Here is a 22304-nt window from a genome sequence, read left to right as displayed (position 1 = left end):
ATGAGTTGTCGAGAATTTCCGATCGTGGCCTAAAACAGTGGCTCGCGCATTTCTGAATTGAGTTGTTCCCAACGTTCAATCAGATCCTGAAGACGCTCCGGTTGCGAAGTCGCGAGGTTTGTTTCCTCCGAGAGATCTTCGCTGAGGTTGTAAAGTTCCCAGTCTTTGTCCGGGCCTCTTCGGGTCATGTTTACGATCTTCCAATCGCCGGACCGAAGAGCGGATCGACTCCCTTGGCGCCAGAAGAATTCTTCATGTGGGCGACTGTCGAGTTCTTTCGTGAGATACGGAATGAGATTCACACCGTCGATCTCATGAGTGATCTCCGCATTGGCGATCGCTGCTGAAGTGGCATAAAGGTCGAGACTGCTGACCGGTTGATCGTACGTCTCCGCTTCCGGAAGAGTCCCCTTCCATTTCATGATAAACGGAACACGAAGTCCTCCTTCGTACATATGCCCTTTCTCACCTCTTAGCGGAGCATTGCTCGAGGTGAGTTCCCGGGTTGGTCCGCCGTTGTCGCTGAGGAAGACGATTAGCGTGTCTTCTTCGAGCCCGCATTCTTGAATCTGATTGAGAATGGCCCCGACGCTGTCATCGAGATTTGCGAGCATGGCAGCGAAGATTCGGCGATGAACATCGGGAATGGACTTCATTTTCTCCATGTAAGCATCGGCCCCTTGCAGCGGGCTGTGAACTGCGTTGTAGGCCACGTACAAGAAGAATGGTCGATCCTGCGTTCTCTCGATGAAGTCGACCGCTTCCCTCGTAAAAGCATCTGTGAGATACAAGTCCTCTTCGACCGGTTGGCCCCCGCGAATAATTGGATTGTTGGCATCGTAATCGGGTTCACTGTGTCCCATGTGCGTCGTGAGGATGAGACGATCTCCGGTCCATCGTCCTCGTTCATTGCCGGGAAGAGCTTTCCGACGAAGCATCGTTGTCACTCCGTGATACGGAGGAGGGACGAAGAAGTGCCCTTCGTGGGTGAATCCAAAGAACTCGTCGAAGCCATGACGGAACGGGTGATAGATGGCCGCTCCTCCTTGATGCCATTTCCCGATCAATGCTGTCGCATATCCAACATCCTGCAACATCTCGGCAAGTGTCCGTTCTCCCGGGGGAAGGCCAGCCGCAGGATCTTCGTTTCGCGCGCCAATCGGATTGAATTCGTATCCGAAACGTGTCGGTATTTTTCCGGTCAACAGCCCGGCTCGTGAGGGGCTGCAATTGGGAGCGGTCACGTACCCCTGCGTCATCCGCACGCCGGTATGAGCGATCGAATCAATATGCGGAGTCGGAATCTCCGGATTTCCCTGACATCCCAACTCTCCGTATCCGAGATCATCTGCCAGCAGAATGACAACATTAGGCAATCGATCGGCAGCTTCGACCGAGCACAACCGTTCGGTCAACAACGGGAGACTCAAAAACCATAACAGCATGCACAGAAAACGCATGATTGATGCCATTCCTTAAAGACTCTGCCGAGAAACGATTGGCGTTCCATCGTAGCAATCCGGTGTGCTCTTCTCGACATCTCCGAATCAATTCACGCCAATGATGGCGGAAATCTATCCGAAAATCCGATTATTATTTCACAGATATCCTCCGAAATACGTATCCTTGAGAGGATGTCTTGAAGCTGCAAACAGATCGACAGGCCTTGTCGAACCCCTTGCAATTCGACACCGCAAGTGATCCACAGTCGGGAGAACTTGCCGCTGCGACAGATTCCTTTCTCAGCATTTCAGTTTCCTGCGGGATGACCAGATGCAACATCGACGAGATTTCCTCAAGCTGGCAGCAGCGGGCTTCTCTGCCACATCACTCTCTGGATGGCTTCCGCTCCTCGCAGATCAGGCGGCCGGAAAACTGGACCATCCGAAGTCTTGCATTCTCCTCTGGATGCCGGGAGGACCAAGTCAGTTGGACACATTCGATCCGAAACCAGAACACGAAAACGGTGGCGAGTTTGAAGCCATTCAGACTTCGGTTCCAGGAATTCAGATCGGCGAGCACCTGCCGAAAGTTGCCCAGCAGATGGAGCATCTGTCAATCATTCGTTCGATGAAAACCAAAGAAGGCGATCATGGCCGAGCGACGTATCATCTGAGAACCGGATATCGACCGAGTGGCCCGATCTCGTATCCGACTCTGGGATCACTCATCGGAAATGAGTTCGAATTAAATCGTGCTTCCATCCCGAACTATGTGAGCATCCTCTCGAATCCTGTGCTCAACCCGGGCGCATTCGGACCCGGATTTCTCGGCCCTCAACATGCTCAATTGCTCGTTGGCGGTGAGAATCGCATCGCTGGAACTGATGATGAGATGCCGGAATTTGGTGCTCCACTTGAAGTCCAGAATGTGGAGAGACGGGACACAGTTTCCGACAGCCAAGCTCGATCGCGGCTGGAACTTCTGGAGTTCGTCGAAGCGAGGTTCTCTCTTCAACGTCCGGGGCTGCCAACCGAAAGTCACCGCACCGCTTATCAGCAAGCTGTGCAAATGATGAACTCGAAGGCGATGTCGGCGTTCAACTTGGACGAAGAACCGACCGAACTTCGGGAAGCTTACGGAAGAAATCGGTTTGGTCAGGGATGTCTGCTGGCTCGAAGGCTCGTTGAACGCGGTGTTCCATTTGTCGAAGTAGCTTTGGGTGGCCCCAACGGAGAGAACCAAATTGGCTGGGACACACATGCAGAAAACTTCTCGGCCGTGTCCGCCTTGTGCGGCACTTTGGACCCAGCCTGGTCGACTCTGATTCAAGACCTCAACGATCGTGGACTCCTCGAATCGACAACGATCGTCTGGATGGGTGAATTCGGCCGAACGCCGGGCATCAATGCTCAGACCGGACGGGATCACTTTCCGAATGCCTGGAGCACTGTTCTCGGAGGGGGAGGAATTCGGGGAGGACAGGTTTTCGGAGCGACGAACGAATCAGGAATGGAAGTCGCCGATCAACCGGTTGCTGTCAATCAATTGATCGCAACGATCATGGCTGCGATGGGCATCGATCACACCAATCAGAATATGTCATCAGTCGGCCGACCCATTCGGCTCGCTGAACCGGATGTTGAACCGATCAAAGAATTGCTCGTCGGATAACGTTCGATCACGATCGGATAGTCGTCGATCGCAAACCGTTCGAAGATGGCTCCGATCTCGACAACTTTCGTCGTCATTCATTCGCCGCTTAAGGTCGCTCTTTCGAGATATCAATGCAGACCACTTCGGAGTTGTCTCGCAAGTAAAGCTTGCCGTTACTGATCGCGGGAGCTTGCCGTGTTTCTCCGATGACTGTAGCTCGGTCTAACTCGTCAAACCCTGCTGCATCAACTCGAACGATGACGAGTTCACCGGTCATCAACGAACACCACAACTTCCCGTCAGCGGCGACGCAGTTTCCTTTTCCGAATCGAGCTTTTCTCCAGAGTTGATGTCCGTTCTGAGCATCAACACAGGTCAGATGGGTCACTGGCCCAGCACTCCCCACGTTGTCAAAACCGTAAAGTTTTCCGTCGTGCAGAATCGACGTTTGCCATTCGTTCCGCAAAACGCTGCGATTTCCGAGCGACTCCCAGACAACCTGAACGTCTTGCCCTTTCTCTTTCGGAACTTGAAGCAACGTCGTTCCATGATTCTCTCCTGCGGAAATCAGAACGCTCTGACTAACGGCAATGGGGGTAGCGATATTGCAGTCGTAAGGCGTTTCGTAGGGATACTCCCACAAGACTTCTCCCGTCCCGGGATAGAGACTCATGACTCCCTGTCCATGAAAGACAACAACCTGAACGGTGCCTTGCAGCGGAAGAAGTGCGGCTGAAGAATACCCGGCAGGATTCCCGCTTCCAGCTTTCCAGCGAACAGCTCCTGTCTCACGATCGTAGGCAACAACCGTTGCTTCGGGGGTTCCGACTGTGACGATGACAAGCTCTTCAGTCGTCAGCGGTGACGAGGCAGTTCCGTATTCCGGAGGCTTGCCTTGATTGGAAGCAATTGCGTCGACACTCCATTTCGTCAGACCGCTTTTCGCGTCCAGACAGCAAAGCTTTCCTTCACCGGTGTAAGCAAAGACTTGACCACGATCAATGACCGGTGTCGCTCGTGGACCGTTTCCCATGGAGTTCTTGTAGGCAGGGGCCAGCCCCGCTTTCCAAAGTGTCTTTCCGGTCGATGGATCAAGCGCGAGCGCGTATTGCTGTTGATCATCTTGAACCAGAGTGCAGGCAATTCCCTCTGCGATGACAACGCCGGACATGCCGACACCTCCATCGCTCTTCCACAGGACCTTCGGACCTGACGAAGGAAAAGCGTCGATCAAACCGGTCTCTTTCGAAATTCCGTTCCGATTCGGTCCGAGGAGCTGTGGCCAGTCGTCGGCGGTGACGATGCCTTGTGAAGTGAGAAGGACAATCGCCAAGCTGAGAAAGCGAATGAATCGCGAATGGAATTTCATGGGACCGGTTCAGTTTTTGAGTTCGGAGATTTTGAGTGAGCAACGTCGCGAGTGCGGTGACTTTATTCTCGCCCCGGTCGCGGCAGATTGTGTGGTTCAACGAGTGATCCGTACATTTCCGGCCGCCGGTCCGCCATGCGATCGATCGCATGTTTGCCGGGGACGCGCACGATCCGCTTCTCTCTCGCCTCTGCCGGATCGACGTCGAAGTACAAGATTTCTTCAGCTGTCTCCGATCCCTTGCAAAGAGTATTTCCGTTCGGATCAGCGACTGTCGTTTCACCGAGGAATCGAAACCCTCGTTCCTTTCCAACACGATTCACCGCAGCAAAATAGATCTTGTTCTCCATCGCTCGCGTATTAATCGTGTAGCGAGTCATGTTCTCAGCACCAGTCGGAAAATTGGTCGGCAGGGCAATCAGGTCCGCTCCCTGCAAAGCCATGTCCCGGCTTGATTCCGGAAACGCCGAGTCATAACAAATTGCCAGCCCCACACGAATTCCGCCCACGTCGTAAACGCGAAACGGCTCATCACCGTAAGTGGCATATTGATCGATTCCCAACCCCGGCAGGTGGATCTTTCGATAAGCTCCAATCACGCCATCGCTGTTGAGGAGCACTGCGGTGTTGAACACTCCATCCGGACTCGGGGTTAACATTCCGAAGACAGCTGCTCCGCCGAGTTCCTGAATCTTTGACTGAAACGCGGACACAGATGGACCTGTTAATTCCTCCGCAAACGGCAACGCTTCTTCGGCACTTTCAAAGCAATAACCAGTCAGAGCACATTCTGGAAAGATGACGAGTTCTGCCCCGTTTTGACGTGCAGCACTGAAGGCGTTCATCATCGAAGCGAGATTCTGTTCAGGCGCCCCAATCTTGACATCCATCTGAACGGCAGCGACTCTCATGGGAAATCCTTCAGGTTGTTCTCGTCTACGGAATCAATCAGTTCGGTCGCAATCACTCGCGATGACATGTTTTTGTAGCAGACACAGGTGACATTTTCGACGAGCATCGTTCGGCAACGGAATTCCAAACGAGAAAACCTCTTCCCTGAGACATTTGCATCTTCCGAAATAACTTCGCCCCCACAGGAAAGTGAACACATTGAGTTCCTTCCACTCTGAGCCTCCGCTTTCCGAATCGAACACGGACCGAACCCAGGTTTCTCAATCGTTGGGTGTCTGGGACGTTGTCGGTTTGCTTGTCGGAATTGTTGTCGGGACAGCGATCTTCAAGAGTCCTCCGCTGGTCTTCAAGTTTTCTCCTGATGCCGGATCGGCGATGCTCTTGTGGGGGCTGGGAGCCTTGTCGGCGTTTTGCGGCGCTCTCTGCTATTGCGAACTTGCGACAACTTATCCGTTTCTGGGTGGGGAGTTTGTTTACTTGTCGCGGGCCTTCGGTGCGAGAACGGGCTTCCTGTTCGCGTGGATGCAAATGACGGTCATTCTCACGGGAAGTATCGGAGCCATGGCCTTTGTGTTCGCTGACTACGCAGTCGGTCTGGATGGACGACTCGCTGGCACCGAAGCGATTCTGGCAAGTGGAGCGTTGTGCCTTCTCGCAGGAATTCATTTGAGAGGTGTTCACATCGGGAAGATGGTTCAGAACTTACTCAGCCTGACGAAAGTTGTTTCGCTCGGATCGATCCTGGTGATCGGGTTGTTTCTTTCGACACCGTCGACTTTCCCGGAAGCTTCCGTTTCTGAATCGGGTTCCAATATCGGACTCGCTTTGGTTTTTGTGCTTTACGCATACGGCGGATGGAACGATGCAGCGATGGTCACATCGGAAGTGAAAGATTATCAACGCAACATGCCGAGAGCACTTTTGATCGGACTCACATTGATTGCGGTCCTTTATCTTGGATTGAATGTCGCGTTCGTCAAAGTTCTGGGCGTCGAAGGAGTAAGGAACTCCGCCATCCCTGCCACGGATGTTGTTGTCTCGGCATTGGGAGCCCCGGGAGGAATCGTCATGAGTTGCCTTGTGATGTTGTCTGCCCTCGGAGCGGTTCACGGGATGCTGTTCTCGTCGTCCCGCTTGCTCTCTGCCGTCGGCCGCGACTATCCACTCTTTCAGAAATGGAACGAATGGAACGCACGCGGTGTCCCCGTCCGCTCGATTGTCACGACGACAAGCATCACGTTGCTTCTCGTCCTTGCTGTCGGAACAAACACGGGCCAGCGAATCACGACGCTCTGCATCGATTTCCTGCACCTACCACAGCCTCAGTGGGACAACTTTGATGGCGGTTTCGAAATGCTCGTCGCTGCGACAGCCCCGGTTTTCTGGATTTTCTTCGCACTTTCTGGAGTGTCAGTGATTGTGCTTCGAATCACGGACAGGTCGCGAGAACGGCCATTCCGAGTTCCGCTCTATCCACTTCCCCCGGTTCTGTTTGTGGCCTCGGCAGTCTTCATGCTTTGGAAGAGTCTTGATTACGCCAAAGAACTGACGTTGTTAAGTCTCCCCGTTCTGATCATCGGCCTTGTCGTTTCATTCACACGAAACGAGTCTCAGTCGACCTCTTCAACTTCCACCTGATCGGCAAGTTCAGAAACGGTTTCTCGATCAAGACGCCCCGGAAGGAGCATTCCGGCGTTCATTGCTGCCGCTCCCATTCCGAAACGAACAGCATCGATCAGACTCGCACCATCACAGCGAGCGGTCGCAATTCCAGCTGCAAGACAGTCTCCGCAGCCAATCGGATTGACGACCTCCACTTGCGGAGGAATCAACCGATACTGGAGATCCTCAGTGGTGATGTAAAGAGATTTCGATCCATCGCTGACGACCACAGCTTGAGCCCCTCGCCGATTCAATTCGCGCATCGCCGCAACCAGTTCCGTCTCATCGTTGAGGGGCCGCTCCAATGTTTGACTGAGTTCCTCACGATTTGGTTTAACGAGAAACGGCCCCCAGGGAAGGCAATTCAGTAAGCCGGGACCTCGAAAGTCCAGAATTGTTTCCGTCGGAATCTGCTGAATGAGCCGCGCGTAATAATCATCGCTCACTCCCGAAGGCATCGAACCGGTCAGAACCGAAACATTGGCGACTGACGAATAGGTTCGAAACTGATCGTGAAACTCCTCAACCACTTCGCTTGGCATCGCATCTGTGTTTTCGACCAATTCCGTGGTGACTCCTGAATCTTCGAGAAGCGTTGTGCAGACGCGCGTCGGAGACCCGGCATCGAGAAAGATCTTGCGAATCCCGAAGCTGTCAAATTCGTCAACGATCGCCGCTCCCGAAGGTCCCCCAACTGCTGTTGCGACTGTCGTGTCTGCACCGAGATGATGAACGGCAATGGCAACATTCAGCACCTTTCCCGAAGCACACCAGTGCACCGCTTGAGCGCGATTGACTTCTCCCCAACGGCACTTTTCGAATTCCATGATTTGCTGCCACGCAGGTGACAGACCAGCTACGAAGATCACCAGCACTTCTCCAAAATCTCTTGAAGCTCTTCGGTTTCGATGGGACGCGGATTCCCGGAAAGACTGTTCCCGCGTGATCCGACAGCGATTTCCGCGAGTTGATCCCGGCCGACTCCGTGATCTCGCAACCGATTCGAAATCGACAAATCGGCCAACATCGAATCCACCCGCTCAATCAACGCATCGGTCACTTCGTCGTCCGTCCCAGTAACTTCGGGAAGAACCGTTCGGCCAATTTGAGCAAAGCGACTGGCTGCGACCTCGCGGTTACTTTTCATCGCCACCGGAAGCATCACCGCACACGCTAATCCGTGCGAGAGTCCGCTAACTGCACCGAGCGCAGCTGCAACACCGTGAGCCATTCCCAATCCAGAATTTGCAAGTGCCATCCCGGACAGCAGAGCGGCATAACTCATCGCTGTTCGTGCTTCTCGATTTTGACCATCATGAAATGCAATTTCGAGACTCGAAAATCCATCACGCAGACCTTCCAGACACAGCGACTGCGTGAACGTGTTCGCGCGGCAACTTGTGTAACTCTCAATGAGTTGGGTCAATGCATCCATTCCCGATGTCGCCGTTGCCGTTTGAGGAAGCGACACGGTCAATTCGGGGTCGACGATGACTTGCTTCGGAACCATCTGCTCGGACCGAAGGCTCTTCTTGCAAGCGGGATCTGCAACGGAAATCACCGCGTTCTTTGTCGCTTCCGTTCCGGTTCCGGAAGTCGTCGGTACAGCGATCACAGGCAGAGGAGCATCTTCCAACTGTGCCCCGGTTCCGACTCCTTCAAGAAACTCTCGAACACTCCGCCCGTTGCCGTTCGTCACCATCGCCGAGACGGCTTTCGCGAGATCGATGGCCGCCCCTCCACCGATCGCCAAGACACAATCGGGCGACTGCTTGGAACTCGTGATCTGTCTGACGGCCTCATCGACGTCTTGCACATTCGGTTCACGATGAATGTCAATCTGCGACAAGACTTCGACGTCATGCCCTTTCAAATCCGCAAGCATCTTGTCCCACCATGCCGATTTCTGAATCGCACGTGCCCCAGCAACGAGACAAACACGGCGTCCCACAGTCGCGGTCAAACGTCCCAGTTCTTTCCGGGCTCCCCTCCCGAAATGCACCCGCGACGGGAGAAGAAGTTGGAAGTCCATCGGCAAAGTCACAAGCTCTCAATTTCAATCGGTTGACGTCGTCTTCAGTTCTGCAACATACTCAGATTCTCCCGCATGGCATAGAATCAGAATGCCTGACTGACCGGAATCTTGAAGAATTCCCACACACCAGATCAACGCAATTGCCAGATCGACGTAATTGAGACTGGCCCCGGAAGACCTCAAGTGGAAATACCAACCAGACATTGATGGATACCGTTCGCTAATGACAACTTCCAAGTTCACACTGTTTCGACTCACCCACCATTTGATTCCTGCTCAAGTCATGACTGGCGGGTTCATCGTTGCTGTCTTCGCGATGGCCTCTCTGGCAGTGGGGGATTCCGACAGTCCAACATCCGACCAGCGTCTCCTCAACGATGTGAAACAACTCGCTTCCGACGAGTCGGAAGGTCGGGGCGTGGGAACTGAGGGATTGAAAAAAGCCGCGGAGTTTATTGCAGAGTCATTCCGAGAATCCGGACTCGACGTCACGACTGCGGGCGGGGATGCGTTCCAAGAGTTCAATATCAACGACGGAGCCCGGCTCGGAGAAAATAATTCCATCGAGATTACAACACCGAGTGGCAAAGTCCTCGACCTGAAACAAGGAACAGACTTCGAAGTCTGCTCATTCGGCGGAACAGGAACCGTCACCGGTGATATTGTCTTCGCGGGCTATGGAATCGTCGCGGAAGACCTGGAGTACAACGATTTCGAGAACATTGATATCAAAGACAAGACGGTCATCATCGTTCGCCGAAATCCGTTTCAGTCGAATCCCCATGGCCCGTTCGCCGTCGGCCACGGAATCTCTCGTCACGCTGCCCTGACCACAAAACTCAGCCAGGCGTTCAGTCGCGGTGCGAGCGCAGTTCTCTTCGTCAGCGATCCTTTCTCTGCTCAATCTGAAAGAGAACAACTGGAAGAAAAACTCGCAGAAGCCAAAAAAGAAGTCGACGAACTCACAGACGAAACATCTCAGGATGCAAAGAACGCGAAAGCGCACCTTCGACAACTGGAGAAACTTCTGAGCGAACTCGACGATGATCCGCTTATGGAGTTCGGCTATGGAGGAACGCGATCAGGCGAGTCACTCCCTGCGTTTCATATTTCGAAGAAAGTCTGCAGCGAGATCCTCAAGGACTCCATCGGAAAGTCGCTGGCCGATCTCGAAAAGCAAATCGATGAAACCGGAAAACCTGCAAGCCAACTGCTTCCGGATTGCGAAATCGCCGCTGAAGCCAGTCTCGAAATCATTCGTGTCCCCGTCCGAAATGTCGTTGGCGTCCTTGAAGGCGAAGGCCCGAATTCAGATGAGACGATTGTCATTGGGGCTCACTTCGATCATCTCGGTCGAGGTGGAGAAGGCTCATTGATGCCGAACTCAAAAGAGATCCACAACGGCGCCGATGACAATGCCTCCGGAACAGCGGGACTTCTCGAACTCGCTCGTCGGCTTGGAAAACGGGAGCAACCGCTCCCGCGTCGGATTGTCTTCATCGCATTCAACGGCGAAGAACGCGGACTCCTTGGTGCCTATGAGTATGTCGCCAATCCATTGTTTCCGCTGGAGAAAACCGTCGCGATGTTCAACATGGACATGATCGGACGACTTGTCGACGACAAGCTGACTGTTTTCGGTTCAGGAACATCGTCCGTCTGGGAAACGATCATCGACGCAGCTGCGGAAAAACAAGCCCTCCAACTGGTGAAGAAACCGGAAGGTTTCGGTCCAAGCGACCACGCAGCGTTTTACGGCAAACAAATTCCCGTGTTACATCTGTTTACGGGAATCCATGACGACTACCACCGCCCAAGCGATGACTGGGACAAATTGAATATCGACGGAATGTCCCGTGTAATCTCGTTGCTCGAAGACCTTGTCGTCGCGACCGCCCAATTGGAGGAACGACCAGACTATGTCGAAATCGCTGGTTCGGCAGCGTTAACAAGAACTGGCAGTCGCCCCTACTTCGGAAGCATTCCCGACTTTGGTCAGGAGACGAAAGGTTACGCCATCTCGGGCGTTGCTCCCGGAAGCCCTGCCGATGAAGGAGGGCTAAAAGGTGGAGATGTGATCGTCGAAATGGCGGGTAAGAAAATCGGCGGTCTCGATGACTTCGATCTCGCTTTAAGAGAACTGGAAGCGGGTGATCAGGTCGACGTTGTCGTCTTAAGAGGAACGGAACGGGTCCCACTGAAGGTGACGCTGGCCACGCCCAAAAACTAATTGCCCTGTTCTTACGACAACTCATACGACAACCGACTGCTCCCCCAACGGGGAAATCATGTCGTCCAATGAAAGAGGCTTCAGGTTCGACACACAGCCGAATCTGAAGCCTCTTTGTTTTTCAAACATTGACTCACGAAATCGTGCGCCCGCTACGTTCATCGAAAGAAACAAATTCAAGCGAGTGCACAAACCATGACAATGGCCATGAGTCACTTCTTCGTGAATCACAACGATTCGCACGAGCAAACACAGCGTTCATCGAACGAAACACGTCCAAGCGAGTGCACCAACCATGGAAATGGTTAGCTCTTGGCGGAAGCTAGTGCGGCATCGTAGTTTGGGTGTTCGGCGATTTCGGAGCAGTATTCGACGTGCTTCAATTTTCCGTCAGGGCCGACGACGAAGATCGCCCGGCAAAGACAGCGGTCGAGTCCTCCGCCTTCAATCAAAACTCCGTATGCCTTACCGAACTCGACGGTTCGATGGTCGCTCAAGCAACTCACTTTGTCGACGTTCTCAGCACCGCACCAGCGTTTCTGTCCAAAAGGCAAGTCTGTGCTGACAACGAGGATCTCGACATTTTCGAGTGAGGCAGCTTCGTCGTTGAAGCGTTTTGTCTCGGCATGACAGACGCCAGTGTCGAGAGAAGGAATAGTCGCGATAATGCGGGTCTTGCCAGCACTGTCTTGCAGAGTCACTTCCTGCAATCCATTGTCCTGCAATTTGAAATCGGGAGCAGAATCGCCTGCTTTCAGTTCTGTGCCGACGAGTGTGACAGGATTTCCCTTAAGAGTTACGTTCGCCATGTTTCTTCCCCTCGAAATGATAATGTATGACAGTCGTTCGCTGGAGTATTGCCGATTCCCTTTTCGGCGACTAGCAAGCAGGAAATCTAAGAGCCCAGAATTCACAGATCGCAAATTCACCTCTCGATCGTCGTTGCCCTCCGAAATTATTTCGGAGCGAGCACGGCGTCTTCCTGGAATTCTGTTCCGGAGTCGATTCGGGCAGCGAGTTCGTCTTCATCGAGCGCGAACAATGGCGAGACTTCAATCGTCGCTTCGGGATGAACTTTCCCTCCTGCTTTCTCCACCCAACTCCGTGCAATCTCCTGAAGTGCCTTGCGAGACGTTTCGGGAGAGTCGTTCCCCTCAGCGTTTTTGACGGGATTAAACTCCCGGCTGCGGACTCCTTCCACAACTAGCGCGACCTCAGCTTTGGGAAGCGCATCGAAGATGAACTGCTCGAACTTGTGGGCGTTCGGAGAGTCCGGATCGATTGGATTTCCCGACGAATCGATACACGGCACCTTCTTGTGGGCGATATGAAACGGCAGCGAGAACTCATCCTCCAACAGACGTTCGATAAAGGTCCGTCGAAACACATGAATGGCGGTGTTCCCAGCCCAGAAGACATCGTTCCCGTTCTCATCCTTCATGCGTGCCTGTTCGGGAGTCAGGTCGCTGTATTCGATGATTTCCGTTTGTCCATCAATCGTCACAAGCACGCCCATCTTTTCATCGGGGGAAACCTTTTCGACAACCTTGGTCGTCAGATCGGACTCGTGCTGATCATGGAATCCCAGCATCACCGGGTCGCACAGAATGGCAGTCGGGTTATCGATTTGATGATAGTAAAGATGCTCAATTCCGCGGTCGCGCATCACCTGCAGGAGTCCATGTTTCTCCAGCGCCCGCAACATCCCACCGTGTCCATCCGGGCTCGTTGCGATCCGTCCTTTCTCAGCGAGATGAATACGCGAAGAGTCATGCTCAACTGCCGGGAGTGACGACTGTTGAAAGAAGAAGACGTTCTCTTCTCCCATCCCGAAATACTGATTTTTCTTCAAGAATTCGACCGTCGGTTCATGGGTCGCTTCGCTGGTCATGATGAAATACGGAATCGGCTTTCCGTGTCGACGTGACCGCGCGACGAGTTGCTCGCACATCACCTGAAAAAGAGTTCGATCGCTCACCGGACCGATTGGAAACATCCCTTTCGGATCGTCGAAGCCAAGCCGACTCCCCTGCCCTCCAGCGACAAGAATCGCTCCTACTTTGCCTTGCTCAAGCAATTCGTGTCCGCGTTTCTCTGCCTTCGCTGCTGCTTCATGAGACTCGGAAGAATCCGACAAACGTACCAGTTGTGCTGGCGATTGTGCCCGCTCAATTCGCCCGGCGGAAACGGCCTCGCCTTGAGACTCATCTCGCTGCTGAATCAACGAAGCCATGAGATCAAAGTCGATCGATTCGATTTGCTTGGTTAGTTGCTGCTGCTCTTGTTCGGAAAGCTCACCCCAGAATTTCAGGAGATGTTCCTGATCGTAGGATTTCAGCTTCGAGACGATTGTTTCAGACGCTTCCATTGAATGACTCTCTCGTCTTGGCTCGAATGAGCGGATTCCAATTACTCGATGATCGGTAGGCGACCAATCCGACCGCGTAACACACAGCCCCGAACAGACGCATTTGCGAATGCTCATGTCAGTGTACGTTCATGTGAGTACACGTTTCTTTGCCTCACACGTTTTCAATCACTTTCAGTCACTGGCTGATTGTCTTCAGTCGCATCAGTCTGGACAAATACCGTTGGTTTCTCAACGGTTTCCAAAAGTTTGCTTCGAGCGAAGAACATGCCGATCCGGAAACTTCTCTTCAACGGATCAGAGATTTGTCGACCGGCTCCGTTGACGGAGTTCGACGGACCTGCTGAGATGAATCAATCAATAATCAGTCGTCAGAATCAATTTACTTATCCGTTCAGGAGATCGACCGCAGATGTCAATTGGGTTCGGAATTGTCGGAACGGGCATGATTGCTCAGTTTCATGCTCAAGCGATTGCAGCGATTCCCGATGCAGTGCTTGTTGCCTGCTTCGATATGGTCGGCGATCGTGCCAATGCCTTCGCAGATGAGAACAGTTGTCAGGCGTATACCGACCTCGACGAGATGCTCGCGAATCCTGATGTGCAGGTTGTCACGATCTGTACTCCGAGCGGTGCCCACCTCGATCCTGCTGTCGCTGCTGCCAAAGCAGACAAACACGTTCTCGTTGAGAAACCTCTTGAAATCACACTCTCTCGATGTGATCAAATCATCCAGGCATGTGAAGAGTCTGGAGTGAAACTCGGAAGCATCCTTCCTTCTCGATTCAGCCCGGCAAATCTGGCACTCAAGAAAGCCATCGAAGACGGTCGCTTCGGAACCCTCACGTTGGGAGACACCTTCGTCAAATGGTGGCGAAGCCAGGAATATTACGACAGCGGCGGATGGCGCGGCACATGGAAACTCGACGGTGGCGGAGCATTCATGAATCAGGCGATTCACAATGTGGACCTGCTGTACTGGTTCATGGGCGACGTGTCGCAAGTCTGCGGGATGACAGCCACCCTGGCTCACGAACGCATCGAAGTTGAAGATGTCGGTTCCGCAGTCGTCCGCTTCAAAAACGGAGCCATCGGAAATCTCGAAGCGACAACGTCTGCGTTTCCGGGATTGCTCAAGAAGACCGAAATCCACGGGACAAAAGGATCCGCCGTTATCGAGCAGGATTCAATTCTCGTCTGGGATTTTGAAGAGTCTCATCCTGACGACGAAAAAATCCTGGTAGAATGTGGAGCATCCAGTGCCACTTCGGGCGGCGCATCGGACCCGAAAGCCATCTCGTTCATTGGACACCAAAAACAGTTTGAAGACTTCATCAAAGCTGTCCAGGAGGATCGGACACCTCAAATCGACGGATACGAAGGACGCAAGAGTGTCGAATTGATTCTCGCTATTTATCAGTCGTCTTGGGAAGGTCAGCGCATCGATCTCCCTTTGGCAGGTGATCCACAGCGACCGGACTGAACGTAAGACGTCAATGCAGCGAACGCCGACTGAACTCCGCACAAATCGGACAAATCAGTTCGGCAACGCTGCTGGCCCAGCGATCGATTTGTGTCACCTGTGGGCACTTCATGGAAACCTGATTCGATCAAAACGATGAATTGTCGATCAGGCTGGTTCCACTGTTATGCTCGTACTTAGCTGTGATGTTGGACAATCACTTCTCATCGAGGACGTTCAACTTCTTCTGATCTACGCCGATCCGCGTTCAATTATTTTCTCGATGCAGAAGTTGGCTGGCGGCCGTGAGACGAAAGTCAGTCTTCAGCGACATCAGATTGTCAACGTTTGCTACAACGTTTCGTTTCAACTGATGTCCGTCAGCGGTCAATCGGCAAACCTCGTGCTCGAACACCCTGAAGAGGTCACTGTTCAAAAGAACGAGCTTGACCCGCCGAGCAACTAAAGAAATTGTAGAGTTCCTCGGCGTTCGCCGGAATTCGGTTCTTTCGCTGCTGGAGTGCGGATGCTCGAGTGACTCGCTGAAAATCACACTGTCTCGCCGCCATCATAAAACACTTTAAGATTGGGCTTTCGACGATCCATTACCGGAAGCGTCAGCCTATTTCGCAGGAGTCCCTTTCGTTTTGGATTCAATGTCCGCGCCGGAGGATGACTTCGAACTGTCGTTCTTGAGCGTCTCTGGCTTCTTCAAACCCAGGCTCTCGTTTTCCTGATTCAGTTCAACCAGTTCGTGATTGAAGATCTTGATCAGGGCGTGCAGACAGGACGCGATAATCGGCCCGATAAAGACTCCCCAGAGTCCCATAGTTTGAAGACCACCCAGAATGCTGATAAACGCCAGCAATGGATGCAATTTCGTATCACTGTTGAGAAGGTAGGTCCGGATAATATTGTCGAGAAATCCCACAAAGACGGCCCCGTAGATCGTCAACAGAATCCCTTGAATCCAGTGACCGCCGCTGAACAGGACAATCACACAGGGGACCCAAACAAGCCAGGTCCCCAGCATTGGGACCAAAGCCGTGAATGTTGCCACAAGGAAGAGAATCACAAGGTGAGGGAATCCGAAGACCCACAGAGCTAGCGTTGTTGCAAGCCCTTGAGCGAATGCCGCCAGAAACGTGGCCACAACAACGGACCTGACGACCAGTGCGAACTGCTGCATGAGCTGCTGCTGATACTTCGCATGAACCGGAATGAGAGCCTCGCCCGCTTTGATCAAACTCCTTCCATCAGAGAGGAAGTAGTACAGCGCGACTGTGAACATCAAAATCCCGATACAGGCAGAGACGAGGACTCCGAGAACTTCTGTCACCACTCCGAACGTTGTCCCCGCAGCCCGCCCGAGTGACCGATTTCCCAGATCCTGAAACGACATCCAGACTCGATGGCGAATTTCCTGAGCCACTGACTCCGGAGTCCTCCGCATTTCCGGAGGAAGCCACGAATTTCCCCAACCCACAACACGATCGAAAAACGAATCTCTTGCCGGACGGGCGATCGGCGAACCGGCCCCAGCTGGCAACTTCACATCACTACCGACTGTCGTGCCGATTTTCGTGACGGTTTCCTGAATTGTTACAGGTGAAGCTGTCGCTTCGTCTTGATTCTGTTCAGCAGTTTCCGAACTCGAAACCGATGACTCCGCGTCAGCTGGAGTGGACGCATCGTCGGAACTGTCGTTCGCATCCGATTCGGCTTCGGGGTTGCTTTGAATTGCCGCGTCGGCGTCTGGTGTGGCCTGTTCAGCGAGGCTGATGTCCACTTGAACGGTTTCATCACCCCGCAAAATTTCCAACAGTCTTTGGTCATCAACAAGATGGGCTGCGAGAACGTACAGCTGCAGGGAGCCGATCAAGATCGCGGTCACGAGCGGAACGAGAATCGCGGCAATGATCACGCTTGTCGTCAAACCCGCCGCGACCTGCACACGGTCGTTTGTCCGCATGAGGAAATATCGAAACAAAGGCTGACAGACAACGGCCGTCATTCCGGCGAGAAAGAGCGGGAGGAAGAACGGAGCGACCACTTTGAACAGTGCGATCCCGAAAGCGACGATCAGCAGCAGGATGATCCCCAAAGAAACTTTTCGTCGCATCGAAGCCATCCACCTGCCCTCATGATTACCGATTGTTCGTTCTTCTCCTGCGGAGGGAGGATAAGGTCTCTTTGCCCACTCCGACAAGGAAACGATGAAGAAGGTGCTTCCCCTTGCGAGTGAGAATTACGTTGAAAATTCCGATCGCCCGGGGAATTTTCACTGACACCACCGAAGTGCAGTCAAAACACGCACCCCGCGTAACACAAATTGAAATAGCCTTCCGTAACCTGTTGAAAGAACAACTTTTACTGCGTGCCAAACCAACTCGTCTCACCACATTTTTCAAAAACCGGCTGTCACCGGGTGAGCCGTTTCCATCGCGCATTTTTCAAAATGTGATTGACTCCGCAGAATTCGAAATGGTACGAAATATCAGGAACATGTATTCAGACGTTCACTCCGCACGACCCTGTCGTCACACTTCACATCATCCCGTCACCATGACATCTCGCCGAAAAGTTGTCCGATAATCTCACCTCCCCCGGCACTTAATCGCCCATAGAAACGATCGACACCCATGTCCACGAATAACTCCAACCGAACCCGCCCCCGTCAGGTGATTCTGGTCGACCCGCACCCGATCGTCGTTGAAGCCCTCACAGAAAAACTCCATGCGACCAACCAATTTGAAGTCGTCGCAAGCCTCGCCGATTCGGATCGCGCGTTCTTTGAAATCCTCGAGCGTCAACCCGACCTCGTGATCATGGAAATCGAACTTCCCGGACGCGGAGCCACCGCAGTCGCCGAGCACATACAATCCCGCCTCCCTGCGACCCGGCTCGCCTTTCTGACGAATTACATCACGGATGTTTTTCTCGATCTGGCACTCAAGATCGGAGTGGCTGGGTACGCATTGAAGACAGACCCCACCAATCGCATCATCAATGGCTGCCTTTCGATCATCAATGGAGATCAGTACTTTTCTGAGCGAGTCCTGGAACGTCTCGAATACAGCCCCGAAACCGGGGAATATCAAGTCAAATCGCAGTCTTACCTGAGCACACTGACCTTGAGACAACTTCAGGTGTTGCGTCATCTGGTTCGCGGCGAGAGTGTGAAAGAGGTCGCCAAAACGATGACTCTTTCCGAACGTGCAATTGAGAGCCACAAATATCGCATCATGCAAAAACTCGGAATTCACGACCGAGTGGAATTGGCCCGCTTTGCGATTCGGGAAGGCCTCATGCCTGCCTGATTCGGGGACGTTCGCCCCGATGTCGTTGCACGATCGGCATCGGGAATTGAAGAGAGGTCACAGTTCCATTGGGCAGTGTGAACGCAGACATACGAAGGGTCGATCAGGATTCCGGAGTCCAAAGCGTCGGAGCGTCGGCGACTTGACGTTCCGGATTTTGACGACGAGCCTTAATCCGCACATACGGAGCGACAAACATTCCCCGGTGTCGAAAGTCTCCCGGACTCGCTTGTGGGTTTCCCCGTCGAGGTTCGGAAAGATCCTCGATCACAAAGCCAGCCCGACACAATCCGCCGACGAGGTCTTCCCATCGATGAAGATACTCCACAGCCCCCGGCTCTCGGTACGCCGTATCCTGAACCGCCGGAAGCTCGCCGCTATGGTAATAGGAAACTCCCACCACATACCGATTGCGGTGATCCCGTTCCACAATCTGTAAGCTCGTTGGCTGTTTGTGCTGACTGATATAAAGCCCTCCCGGACGAATGACTCTTCCAACCTCTTCGTAAACGCCGAGCAGATTCCGAATGTAACAAGTGCTGACGGGGTGATGGACGATGTCAAAGCTGTCGTCCTGCAACGCGCTCAAGTCATCCATTGATGCACAGATTGTCGTGACCGAAAGATTTCTCGCCTTGGCTTGGATAACGTCTCGATTGAGCATTTCCGGGCTGAGATCGACGACCGTCACGTTCGCTCCCGCCGCGGCATAGAGAATGGACTGCCACCCTCCTCCGGACGCCAGACACAACACATCCAGGCCACGCACCGATCCCGGCAACCAACCTCGACGGTCCAGCGCCAGCAGTGGTTGGGCACATTCTTCGTCGGTTGCTGTCCGTGCGAACTGACTGTTTTCGCGGGCGAGACGATCCCAGGCGCGACGATTTGCTTCTCGTTCTTTCATGAGCTTTTTCTTGGGCTGTTTCCGAAAATCCATCGCGACAATCGAGACACCGGGAGATCATCAACGACAACTTTTCGATCGAGCCCGTATTTTCTGAGCAAGGATTCAGCCGCCAGAAATCCGCTGCGAACAGCTCCTTCCATCGTGGCGGGCCATCCGGTTTGCGTCCAATCTCCGGCAAGAAACAGATTGTCGATCGTTGTTGACTGCTTCGGGCGAAGTGAATCAATTCCGGGGACTGCGGAAAACACAGCCCGCCGTTCCGTAATGACACGTGCATGAACAATCGTCGCTGATTCCGCTGCTGGCCAGATCTCTTTCAATTCGTCGACGACTGTGTTGATCACTTCTTCATTGGTTTTGGATTCGAAATTCCGACTGTCGCTGACGACCACTTGATAACGATGCACATCATCGCCGGCCAACTCTGTGAGATCTTGTCGGTTAAACAGCCATTGCCCCACACGATCCACCAGGACGGAGTGTCTCAACGGAGTGATCTCTCGATCGAACCATAGATGAACTGAGGTGATCGGCGCGGTTTGAATTTGCTCGAACTGCTCGATCGGTAGCTGGGATGCCACTTCGGAGGAGACCAGTTTCCCAACCTGATGCGGCGGAACTGCGAGGACGAAATCGTCCGCTTCAACGAGTTGTTCACAATTGCGAAATCTCGCTCCACAAATCCGTTCTTGATTCCCCTGAAGTTCCTCGAGTCGTGTATTCAACTCGACATTAAGCCCAAACCCGTGCATGCGTTCTCGTGCCGCACTCGAATAGATTTCCGCCAAAGATCGATTCGGAACAAGGACCCGCCATCCCTGTCGATTGGCAAGGAATCCATCGAAGAAGACCTTCTGAGCGTACTTGGCATCAATGCGGGCAATCGACTCACTCAATGCACTCACGAGGACAACATGCCAGACTCGCTGAATCACGCTTTCTGATTGACCATTTTGCTTTAACCAGGCTTCGAAGCTGACTCCTGAAAGTTGTGCTGGATCCGTCTTCGAGAGCGCTCGTATTCCCGAAGCGAATTCCCGTTTCTCTGCCCACGAGAGATACGGCAACTTCATAAATGATGGAGTGAGATGGAACGGAGCAGGTAAGAAACTTTCTCCGAAAGTGGTTTGAGAATTCTCGGGGCCAACAAAGACGAGTTCTCGCTCTTCAGAAAAGAACTCTTCCAACCCAAGCATTTCACAGAAGGCCTGCAGATTCGTGCAACACCCCATGCTGACATGCTGACAGTTGTCGATCTCCTCTCCAGACTGTCGATCGAGGTAGGAACCGGCTCGCCCGCCGAGACTCTTTCGTGACTCATAAAGCGTCGTCGGGAATCCTTCTCGAGCCAATATCGCTGCCGCAGCGATGCCAGCCAGCCCTCCTCCGATGACAGCGACTTTTGTGTTTTTGGCAACACTCCCCGAATCGGACACAACCTGGCTCTCTTGCTCTACAGATTCAGTTCACGCACTTGGGAGTTGAGTTCCAACTCGAAATTATTCTGCAAAAGTGTTCGTTCACGCAGTTCGCTGAGTGAATTCGCACCATGTCGTGAAGATCTTGAATGAATCGTGTAGTGATAGCGAGTTGTCTCCCGAAGGCCAAACGCTCGGGATGAAGGCATTGGCCAAACAGAAAAGCCCGCCTGTGCATCAGGCGGGCTTGAAAGACAGTGATTCGATCATCCGGGAGACGGATGAAGCTGTTTCAGCTGATGTTATTCGTATGTTCTCGATGGAGCGGCAACTTTTCGATAGCCGAGGTCGCGAATGACTTCGAGAACTTCACTCCACGTCGGGAACTGGCGATTGCTCCGACGTTTGTAGTCGTCCATCGCCTTCATGAATTCGATTTCGTCCGGCTTGTAGTCTCGCTCGCAAGTCGTGGGATCGATTTGTCTGCGTCGTTCTCCGTTTCGACGATCGGCGGCGCGTCGATCGTCACCGTCGAAATCTTCCTCGGCGTTACCTCGCTCTGCACTGACTCGTCGGTCTGCGCGTCGTCGGTCCACTTTGGCTTCTGCCAGTCCCATTAAGTCGTCCGTCATTCAAAAACTCCTAACACATTGCCGCTTGAGGGGTGAGTACCGTCGGGAAGCGGGCGCCATCCAGATCATCCCAGTGACCAACGGTACGAAACACAGGAGACATTCCTTCATGTGAAAGATGCAGCATTAGCGAATTTAGGCAAATCGGGATCGGGAAAGTGATTGTAAAAACTGCAGAACCAGTTCAGCTCGAAACGATTAATCCGGTTTTGATGGCCGCGCAGTCACAAAAACTTGAACGAAACTTCACAGGACCAACATCGATTGAGGAAGTTCGAGATTCGGACACCCGAAAAACCGTCAAAATCGGAATTCTCGCGCGTTTCACTGACCCTGCGAATCATTCCAATCCGAACTATCCACTGTGGAAGAATCGCGATTGCGGAACGAGGCGAACGCGGATGAATTTTACTCAACAAGACGAACAACAAAGAATCGAGATCGGGACTGTGCTCCGATTTGTCGAGCACTTCAAGCATTCCCTTTCCCACAACTACCAGACACGCCTCAACATCACGGTGAATGCAGCTGCAGTCCTGAGAGAAATCGGCGACCGACAATCCGTGAACTGGACCCAGTCAGAATTGGCGGGGGACCTGTGTCTCTCCGAATCAACGCTTTGCACACTGATTGAACGCTTACGACGCGAAGGGCTGGTGAAGAGATCACGTCTCGAAATCGATCGTCGGAAAACTCAGCTGAACCTGACCCCGTCAGGATGCGACCTCGTCCGTCAGATACACGAAGTCGACGATGAAATTCTGGTCAGATGGCAACAAGTTCTTTCTGACAGCGAGTTAACTCAACTGAATTCAACTTTTGCGCGGATCACTCAAACAATTCAGCACCAAGATCAGGCCGCTGACGCAGCCAGGAGGGCAGCGTAACTC

Annotated in this window: 19 protein-coding genes; 7 read left to right on the top strand and 12 right to left on the bottom strand. The window is 53.0% G+C overall.

The genetic code is table 11. The features are described from left to right. Window positions 1-29: 29 nt before the first annotated feature. Window positions 30-1460, bottom strand: coding sequence for a sulfatase-like hydrolase/transferase (locus KOR42_RS07275; protein WP_146508367.1), 1431 nt, complete (start codon window positions 1458-1460; stop codon window positions 30-32). Window positions 1461-1773: 313 nt separating this feature from the next. Here KOR42_RS07275 and KOR42_RS07270 point away from each other — a divergent pair, with 313 nt between their 5' ends. Continuing rightward, window positions 1774-3114: a DUF1501 domain-containing protein gene (locus KOR42_RS07270; RefSeq protein ID WP_146508366.1), complete on the top strand. Its 1341-nt coding sequence runs from the start codon at window positions 1774-1776 to the stop codon at window positions 3112-3114. 88 nt (window positions 3115-3202) lie between these two features. On the opposite strand, the gene KOR42_RS07265 is transcribed toward KOR42_RS07270, so the two are convergent. Together KOR42_RS07265 and KOR42_RS07260 are read right to left on the bottom strand one after the other, a co-directional pair. After that, a complete protein-coding gene (locus tag KOR42_RS07265) occupies window positions 3203-4465 on the bottom strand; it encodes a PQQ-binding-like beta-propeller repeat protein (protein WP_146508364.1) in 1263 nt (420 codons plus the stop codon). Window positions 4466-4527: 62 nt separating this feature from the next. Next, the gene (locus KOR42_RS07260; protein ID WP_146508362.1) at window positions 4528-5376 is read right to left on the bottom strand and encodes a carbon-nitrogen hydrolase family protein; all 849 of its coding nucleotides are present in this window, start codon (window positions 5374-5376) and stop codon (window positions 4528-4530) included. Window positions 5377-5575: 199 nt separating this feature from the next. On the opposite strand from KOR42_RS07260, the gene KOR42_RS07255 reads away from it, so the two are divergent. Next, a complete protein-coding gene (locus KOR42_RS07255; RefSeq protein ID WP_197440948.1) occupies window positions 5576-7015 on the top strand; it encodes an APC family permease in 1440 nt (479 codons plus the stop codon). Here KOR42_RS07255 and KOR42_RS07250 read toward each other — a convergent pair. Genes KOR42_RS07250 through KOR42_RS07240 form a run of 3 tightly spaced genes read right to left on the bottom strand, consistent with a single transcriptional unit; the run spans window position 6988 to window position 9278 of the window. After that, window positions 6988-7908: a 1-phosphofructokinase family hexose kinase gene (locus tag KOR42_RS07250; protein WP_146508358.1), complete on the bottom strand. Its 921-nt coding sequence runs from the start codon at window positions 7906-7908 to the stop codon at window positions 6988-6990. The genes KOR42_RS07255 and KOR42_RS07250 overlap by 28 nt on opposite strands. Then, window positions 7905-9071 (bottom strand): iron-containing alcohol dehydrogenase, encoded by a 1167-nt coding sequence (locus KOR42_RS07245; protein WP_146508356.1) that lies wholly within the window; start codon window positions 9069-9071, stop codon window positions 7905-7907. The genes KOR42_RS07250 and KOR42_RS07245 overlap by 4 nt, the downstream gene beginning before the upstream one ends. Window positions 9072-9095: 24 nt before the next feature. Further along, window positions 9096-9278, bottom strand: coding sequence for a hypothetical protein (locus KOR42_RS07240; RefSeq protein ID WP_146508354.1), 183 nt, complete (start codon window positions 9276-9278; stop codon window positions 9096-9098). Window positions 9279-9297: 19 nt separating this feature from the next. On the opposite strand from KOR42_RS07240, the gene KOR42_RS07235 reads away from it, so the two are divergent. Further along, window positions 9298-11304 (top strand): M28 family peptidase, encoded by a 2007-nt coding sequence (locus KOR42_RS07235; protein WP_146508352.1) that lies wholly within the window; start codon window positions 9298-9300, stop codon window positions 11302-11304. A 305-nt stretch (window positions 11305-11609) separates the two neighbouring features. On the opposite strand, the gene tpx is transcribed toward KOR42_RS07235, so the two are convergent. Together tpx and KOR42_RS07225 are read right to left on the bottom strand one after the other, a co-directional pair. Continuing rightward, entirely contained in the window at window positions 11610-12113 is a 504-nt protein-coding gene (gene tpx, locus KOR42_RS07230) for a thiol peroxidase (protein WP_146508350.1), read from the bottom strand. Between the two features lie 146 nt (window positions 12114-12259). Continuing rightward, window positions 12260-13672 carry a UTP--glucose-1-phosphate uridylyltransferase gene (locus KOR42_RS07225; protein ID WP_197440947.1) on the bottom strand — a complete coding sequence of 471 codons (1413 nt, stop codon included), beginning with the start codon at window positions 13670-13672 and terminating at the stop codon, window positions 12260-12262. A gap of 412 nt (window positions 13673-14084) precedes the next feature. On the opposite strand from KOR42_RS07225, the gene KOR42_RS07220 reads away from it, so the two are divergent. Beyond that, the gene (locus tag KOR42_RS07220) at window positions 14085-15155 is read left to right on the top strand and encodes a Gfo/Idh/MocA family protein (protein WP_146508346.1); all 1071 of its coding nucleotides are present in this window, start codon (window positions 14085-14087) and stop codon (window positions 15153-15155) included. 166 nt (window positions 15156-15321) lie between these two features. Then, window positions 15322-15600, top strand: coding sequence for a hypothetical protein (locus KOR42_RS07215; protein WP_146508344.1), 279 nt, complete (start codon window positions 15322-15324; stop codon window positions 15598-15600). Window positions 15601-15756: 156 nt separating this feature from the next. On the opposite strand, the gene KOR42_RS07210 is transcribed toward KOR42_RS07215, so the two are convergent. Continuing rightward, window positions 15757-17256, bottom strand: a complete 1500-nt coding sequence (locus KOR42_RS07210; RefSeq protein WP_197440946.1) for an AI-2E family transporter — start codon at window positions 17254-17256, stop codon at window positions 15757-15759. Window positions 17257-17776: 520 nt separating this feature from the next. On the opposite strand from KOR42_RS07210, the gene KOR42_RS07205 reads away from it, so the two are divergent. Beyond that, window positions 17777-18454, top strand: a complete 678-nt coding sequence (locus KOR42_RS07205) for a response regulator transcription factor (RefSeq protein WP_146508340.1) — start codon at window positions 17777-17779, stop codon at window positions 18452-18454. A gap of 103 nt (window positions 18455-18557) precedes the next feature. Here the strand turns inward: KOR42_RS07205 and KOR42_RS07200 are convergent, their stop codons facing one another. The 3 genes from KOR42_RS07200 to KOR42_RS07190 form a co-directional block, all read right to left on the bottom strand. Next, window positions 18558-19361, bottom strand: coding sequence for a class I SAM-dependent methyltransferase (locus KOR42_RS07200; protein WP_146508337.1), 804 nt, complete (start codon window positions 19359-19361; stop codon window positions 18558-18560). Beyond that, window positions 19358-20800: a hydroxysqualene dehydroxylase HpnE gene (gene hpnE, locus KOR42_RS07195; RefSeq protein ID WP_146508336.1), complete on the bottom strand. Its 1443-nt coding sequence runs from the start codon at window positions 20798-20800 to the stop codon at window positions 19358-19360. The genes KOR42_RS07200 and hpnE overlap by 4 nt, the downstream gene beginning before the upstream one ends. Window positions 20801-21084: 284 nt before the next feature. Next, window positions 21085-21414: a hypothetical protein gene (locus KOR42_RS07190; RefSeq protein WP_146508334.1), complete on the bottom strand. Its 330-nt coding sequence runs from the start codon at window positions 21412-21414 to the stop codon at window positions 21085-21087. 158 nt (window positions 21415-21572) lie between these two features. Between KOR42_RS07190 and KOR42_RS07185 the strand changes: the two genes are divergently transcribed. Next, window positions 21573-22301 carry a MarR family winged helix-turn-helix transcriptional regulator gene (locus tag KOR42_RS07185; RefSeq protein ID WP_146508332.1) on the top strand — a complete coding sequence of 243 codons (729 nt, stop codon included), beginning with the start codon at window positions 21573-21575 and terminating at the stop codon, window positions 22299-22301. The last annotated feature ends 3 nt before the right edge of the window (window positions 22302-22304 follow it).

Origin of the sequence: Thalassoglobus neptunius (assembly GCF_007859735.1) — a bacterium.
GTDB lineage: Bacteria > Planctomycetota > Planctomycetia > Planctomycetales > Planctomycetaceae > Thalassoglobus > Thalassoglobus neptunius.
This window is presented reverse-complemented; position numbering and strand designations above follow the sequence as displayed.

Excerpts from the sequence above, each read along its gene's own strand:
- KOR42_RS07275 (WP_146508367.1), bottom strand. The coding sequence starts at position 1,460 with ATGCGTTTTCTGTGCATGCTGTTATGGTTTTTGAGTCTCCCGTTGTTG.
- KOR42_RS07270 (WP_146508366.1), top strand. The coding sequence starts at position 1,774 with ATGCAACATCGACGAGATTTCCTCAAGCTGGCAGCAGCGGGCTTCTCT.
- KOR42_RS07265 (WP_146508364.1), bottom strand. The coding sequence starts at position 4,465 with ATGAAATTCCATTCGCGATTCATTCGCTTTCTCAGCTTGGCGATTGTC.
- KOR42_RS07260 (WP_146508362.1), bottom strand. The coding sequence starts at position 5,376 with ATGAGAGTCGCTGCCGTTCAGATGGATGTCAAGATTGGGGCGCCTGAA.
- KOR42_RS07245 (WP_146508356.1), bottom strand. The coding sequence starts at position 9,071 with ATGGACTTCCAACTTCTTCTCCCGTCGCGGGTGCATTTCGGGAGGGGA.
- KOR42_RS07240 (WP_146508354.1), bottom strand. The coding sequence starts at position 9,278 with ATGTCTGGTTGGTATTTCCACTTGAGGTCTTCCGGGGCCAGTCTCAAT.
- KOR42_RS07235 (WP_146508352.1), top strand. The coding sequence starts at position 9,298 with ATGACAACTTCCAAGTTCACACTGTTTCGACTCACCCACCATTTGATT.
- tpx (WP_146508350.1), bottom strand. The coding sequence starts at position 12,113 with ATGGCGAACGTAACTCTTAAGGGAAATCCTGTCACACTCGTCGGCACA.
- KOR42_RS07225 (WP_197440947.1), bottom strand. The coding sequence starts at position 13,672 with ATGGAAGCGTCTGAAACAATCGTCTCGAAGCTGAAATCCTACGATCAG.
- KOR42_RS07220 (WP_146508346.1), top strand. The coding sequence starts at position 14,085 with ATGTCAATTGGGTTCGGAATTGTCGGAACGGGCATGATTGCTCAGTTT.
- KOR42_RS07215 (WP_146508344.1), top strand. The coding sequence starts at position 15,322 with ATGCTCGTACTTAGCTGTGATGTTGGACAATCACTTCTCATCGAGGAC.
- KOR42_RS07210 (WP_197440946.1), bottom strand. The coding sequence starts at position 17,256 with ATGCGACGAAAAGTTTCTTTGGGGATCATCCTGCTGCTGATCGTCGCT.
- KOR42_RS07205 (WP_146508340.1), top strand. The coding sequence starts at position 17,777 with ATGTCCACGAATAACTCCAACCGAACCCGCCCCCGTCAGGTGATTCTG.
- KOR42_RS07200 (WP_146508337.1), bottom strand. The coding sequence starts at position 19,361 with ATGAAAGAACGAGAAGCAAATCGTCGCGCCTGGGATCGTCTCGCCCGC.
- KOR42_RS07190 (WP_146508334.1), bottom strand. The coding sequence starts at position 21,414 with ATGACGGACGACTTAATGGGACTGGCAGAAGCCAAAGTGGACCGACGA.